General features: G+C 74.0%; 4 protein-coding genes. 2 read left to right on the top strand and 2 right to left on the bottom strand.

Going from position 1 to position 4,540, the window contains the following annotated elements:
- Both FA014_RS18050 and glnA read right to left on the bottom strand, forming a co-directional pair.
- Positions 1 to 256: hypothetical protein (locus FA014_RS18050; protein ID WP_154731007.1), on the bottom strand; the 256-nt coding region annotated here is incomplete at its 3' end.
- 151 nt (positions 257 to 407) lie between these two features.
- On the bottom strand, positions 408 to 1,745 hold the full coding sequence (gene glnA / locus FA014_RS18045) for a type I glutamate--ammonia ligase (RefSeq protein ID WP_154731006.1): 1,338 nt from the start codon (positions 1,743 to 1,745) through the stop codon (positions 408 to 410).
- Positions 1,746 to 1,840: 95 nt separating this feature from the next.
- Here glnA and FA014_RS18040 point away from each other — a divergent pair, with 95 nt between their 5' ends.
- Together FA014_RS18040 and panB are read left to right on the top strand one after the other, a co-directional pair.
- Positions 1,841 to 3,577, top strand: a complete 1,737-nt coding sequence (locus FA014_RS18040; protein WP_154731005.1) for an NAD+ synthase — start codon at positions 1,841 to 1,843, stop codon at positions 3,575 to 3,577.
- A complete protein-coding gene (gene panB, locus FA014_RS18035; RefSeq protein ID WP_154731004.1) occupies positions 3,577 to 4,443 on the top strand; it encodes a 3-methyl-2-oxobutanoate hydroxymethyltransferase in 867 nt (288 codons plus the stop codon). The genes FA014_RS18040 and panB overlap by 1 nt, the downstream gene beginning before the upstream one ends.
- Positions 4,444 to 4,540: the final 97 nt, after the last annotated feature.

The raw sequence follows: 4,540 nt of genomic DNA, 5'->3' as shown, positions 1-4,540 counted from the left end.
GCAGCGCCTGGTCGGGGTCGGCGGACTCGGCCAGCGCGGGGACCAGCGCCTCGGTGGCGAGCGCGGCGCCCGGGAGGCCGTCGGGTCCGTGCGCGGCACTCGGCGCGTCCTCGTCGGGGACGGCGTCGTCGCCGCCCACCAGCCGCAGCAGCGCGGCGTCGGCCAGCAGCCGCTCCGCGCGCGCGACGTCCGCGAACCCGGCGCGGGTCAGCCGACCCGCGAGCGTGCTGCCCCGACCGACCGACGTGCTGCTCACGCGCTCACGCTACCGACCCCGCGCCCCCGGCCGCCCCACGTGCGCTCCCCCGTCCGCTCGCCCGGACGCCGAGCATGCAGAAGATGCGGGGTTCCCGGCCCGGGAACCCCGCATCTTCTGCGATCTCGACGCGACGGCGGCGGCGACGGCGTCAGAGCATCGGGAGGAAGCGGCGCAACTCGTAGGGGGTGACCTGCGAGCGGTACTCCTCCCACTCCCGCTTCTTGTTCTTCAGCACGAAGTCGAACACGTGCTCGCCCAGCGTCTCGGCGACCAGCTCGGACCGCTCCATCACGGCGATCGCGTTCTCCAGCGTCGCCGGCAGCGGCTCGATGCCCAGCGCGCGGCGCTCGGCGTCGGTCAGCTCCCACACGTCGTCGTCGGCGCCCTCGGGCAGCTCGTAGCCCTCCTCGACGCCCTTGAGCCCCGCGGCCAGCAGCACCGCGAACGCCAGGTACGGGTTGGTGGCGGAGTCGACCGCGCGGTACTCGATGCGCGCCGAGTTGGACTTGCCCGGCTTGTACATCGGCACCCGGACCAGCGCGGACCGGTTGTTGTGGCCCCAGCAGATGTAGCTCGGCGCCTCGGAGCCGCCCCACAGCCGCTTGTACGAGTTCGTGAACTGGTTCGTCACCGCGGTGATCTCGGCGGCGTGCTTGAGCAGGCCGGCGATGAACGAGCGCGCGGTCTTCGACAGCTCCAGGTGGCCGCCCGGCTCGTGGAACGCGTTCCGGTCGCCCTCGAACAGGGACAGGTGGGTGTGCATGCCCGAGCCCGGCTGGTCCGCCAGCGGCTTCGGCATGAACGACGCGAACACGCCCTGCTCCAGCGCGACCTCCTTGACCACGGTGCGGAACGTCATGATGTTGTCCGCGGTGGTCAGGGCGTCGGCGTACCGCAGGTCGATCTCGTTCTGGCCCGGGCCCGCCTCGTGGTGGGAGAACTCCACCGAGATGCCCATGGACTCCAGCATCGTGATCGCCGCGCGCCGGAAGTCGTGCGCGGTGCCGCGCGGCACGTGGTCGAAGTAGCCGCCCTGGTCGACGGGGACCAGCGGCTGCGTCGGGTCGGCCGGCGCGTCGAACAGGTAGAACTCGACCTCGGGGTGCGTGTAGAAGGTGAAGCCCTGCTCGCTGGCCCGGGACAGCGCGCGCTTGAGCACGTTCCGGGAGTCGGCCAGGGACGGCTCGCCCTCGGGGGTGAGGATGTCGCAGAACATCCGCGCGGTGCCGTGCCGCTCCCCGCGCCAGGGCAGCACCTGGAACGTCGTCGGGTCGGGCTTGGCGATCATGTCCGCCTCGTAGACCCGGGTGAGGCCCTCGATCGAGGAGCCGTCGAACCCGATCCCCTCCGAGAAGGCCGCCTCGAGCTCCGCCGGCGCGACGGCGACGGACTTCAGCGTCCCCAGCACGTCGGTGAACCAGAGGCGGATGAAACGGATGTCGCGCTCCTCCACGGTGCGGAGGACGAACTCCTGCTGCCTGTCCATGGGGGACATCCTGCCTGATCCGTGTGTCCGCGAGGTGACGCACGCGCCGGGCCTCGTCGCGCCGGGGCCCTCCCGGCCGGAATAGGCTCACCGGTATGCCTGACCAGACCGGACTCCGCGTCGCCCTCGCCCAGATCGACACCTGCGTGGGCGACCTCGCCGGGAACGCCGACGCCGTCCTCGCCTGGGCCCGGAAGGCCGCCGAGGCGGGGGCCGACCTCGTGGCGTTCCCCGAGATGACCGTCACCGGCTACCCGATCGAGGACCTGGCCCTGCGCGCCTCGTTCCGGCGCGGCGCGGAGCGCGCGCTCGCCGACCTGGCCCGCGCGCTGGACGACGCCGGGCTCGGCGACCTCACGGTCGTGGTGGGCACGGTCGGCGAGCGCACCGTGCGCGAGCACGACGACGCCCCGGCGCGCCCGACCAACCAGGCGGTCGTGCTGCAGCGCGGCTCGGTGCACCAGCGGTACGACAAGCACCACCTGCCGAACTACGGCGTGTTCGACGAGTTCCGGATCTTCACGCCCGGCGGCGAGCCCACCGTCGTCGAGGTGGCCGGCCGCCGCGTCGGCCTGCTGATCTGCGAGGACATCTGGCAGGACGGCCCGGTCGCGGAGCTGTCCGACGACGACATCGACCTGCTGCTCGTGATCAACGGCTCGCCGTTCGAGGAGGGCAAGGGCCACATCCGCACCGACCTGGCCGCCCGCCGCGCCGCCGAGGTCGCGGCGCCGCTCGCGTACGTGAACATGGTCGGCGGCCAGGACGACCTGGTGTTCGACGGCGGCTCGTTCGTCATCGGCCCGGACGGCGCCCTGCTGGCGTCCGCGCCGCAGTTCGTCGAGCACCTGCTGGTCTGGGACCTGCCGGCACGCGGCGCGGCGCCCGGGCGCGGGACGACGGCGCAGCCGCTCGACCCGGACGAGGAGATCTACCGCGCGCTCGTGACCGGCCTCGCCGGCTACGTGCGCAAGAACGGCTTCCGGTCGGTCGTGCTCGGGATGTCCGGCGGCATCGACTCCGCGCTGGTGGCGGCGATCGCCGCGGACGCGATCGGCGGCGACAAGGTCGTCGGCGTGTCCATGCCGTCCCGCTGGTCGTCGGACCACTCCAAGGACGACGCCGCGGACCTCGCCGCCCGCATCGGCGCCGACTACCGGGTGCAGGCGATCAAGCCGATGGTCGACGCGTTCGAGGGCGAGATGGCGCTCGAGGGCGTCGCCGCGGAGAACCTGCAGGCCCGGGTCCGCGGCGTGATCCTCATGGCCCTGTCCAACGCCGAGGGCCACCTGGTGCTCGCGACGGGCAACAAGACGGAGCTCGCGGTCGGCTACTCCACCATCTACGGCGACGCCGTCGGCGGGTACGCCCCGCTCAAGGACGTCGACAAGTCCCGGGTGTGGGCGCTGGCCCGGTGGCGGAACCACCACGCGGTCGACGCCGGGCTGGTCCCGCCGATCCCGGAGAGCTCGATCACCAAGCCGCCGTCCGCGGAGCTCCGCCCGGGCCAGGTGGACCAGGACTCCCTGCCCCCGTACGACCTGCTCGACCAGGTGCTGGACGCCTACGTCGAGCACGCCGAGGGCCGCGCCGAGCTGCTGGCCCGGGGCTTCGACCCGGAGATCGTCGACAAGGTGCTCTCGCTCGTCGACCGCGCCGAGTGGAAGCGCCGGCAGTACCCGCTCGGCCCCAAGGTCACGGCCCTGGCGTTCGGCCGGGACCGTAGGCTGCCGATCACCACGCGCTGGCGCGAGCCCGTGGACACCGCCGCCTCGGCGGAGGCCACCGCGCGCGCGACCGGCACGACCACCGACACCGTGGAGCAGCACTGATGTCCGAGCAGCCGAACCCGGCAGCCACCCCGGCCACCCCCGGCACCCCCGCGGGCGCACCGGCCCCGCGGCGGGTCCGCGTGCACCACCTCGCCGAGGCCAAGGAGCGCGGCGAGCGACTGACCATGCTCACCGCCTACGACTTCGCGACGGCGCGCATCTTCGACGACGCGGGCATCGACCTGCTGCTGGTCGGCGACTCGATCGGCAACACGATGCTGGGTCACGCGTCGCCGATCCCGGTCACCGTGGACGAGATGATCCCGCCGACCCGCGCCGTCGTGCGGGCGGCCCGCCGCGCGCTCGTCGTCGCGGACCTGCCGTTCGGCTCGTACGAGGCCGGCCCGGCGCAGGCGCTCGCCACCGCGGCCCGGTACCTCAAGGAGGCCGGGGCGCACGCCGTGAAGTTCGAGGGCGGCGTCCGGGTCGCCCCGCAGATCCGCGCGCTCACCGACGCCGGCATCCCGGTCGTCGGGCACCTGGGCTTCACCCCGCAGTCCGAGAACACCCTCGGCGGCCACCGGGTGCAGGGCCGCGGGGACGAGGCGGCCGAGCGGCTGGCCGAGGACGCCCTCGCGGTGCAGGAGGCGGGCGCGGTCGCGGTCGTCCTGGAGATGGTGCCGGCGCCGGTCGCCGCCCGGGTCACGGAGATCCTGCGCATCCCGACCATCGGCATCGGCGCGGGCGCCGAGTGCGACGGCCAGGTGCTCGTCTGGACCGACATGGCCGGCATGGGCGAGTGGTCGCCGCGGTTCGCCAAGGCGTTCGCGCCCGTCGGGCAGCTGCTCGGCGAGGCCGCCCGCGCCTACGCCGCGGAGGTGCGCGGCGGGCAGTGGCCGGACGCCGACCACTCGTTCCTCAGCTGAGCGCCGCTCGCCCCCCGGCAGGGCCGCGGCGGGGCGGCGGCGGGGTCCGCACCGCGCTCGCCGCGGGGGTCCTCGCGCTCGCGGCGGCCGCCGTGCT

Origin of the sequence: Cellulomonas hominis (assembly GCF_005239125.1) — a bacterium.
GTDB classification, from domain to species: Bacteria; Actinomycetota; Actinomycetes; order Actinomycetales; family Cellulomonadaceae; genus Cellulomonas; species Cellulomonas hominis_A.
This window is presented reverse-complemented; position numbering and strand designations above follow the sequence as displayed.

Excerpts from the sequence above, each read along its gene's own strand:
- glnA (WP_154731006.1), bottom strand. The coding sequence starts at position 1,745 with ATGGACAGGCAGCAGGAGTTCGTCCTCCGCACCGTGGAGGAGCGCGAC.
- FA014_RS18040 (WP_154731005.1), top strand. The coding sequence starts at position 1,841 with ATGCCTGACCAGACCGGACTCCGCGTCGCCCTCGCCCAGATCGACACC.
- panB (WP_154731004.1), top strand. The coding sequence starts at position 3,577 with ATGTCCGAGCAGCCGAACCCGGCAGCCACCCCGGCCACCCCCGGCACC.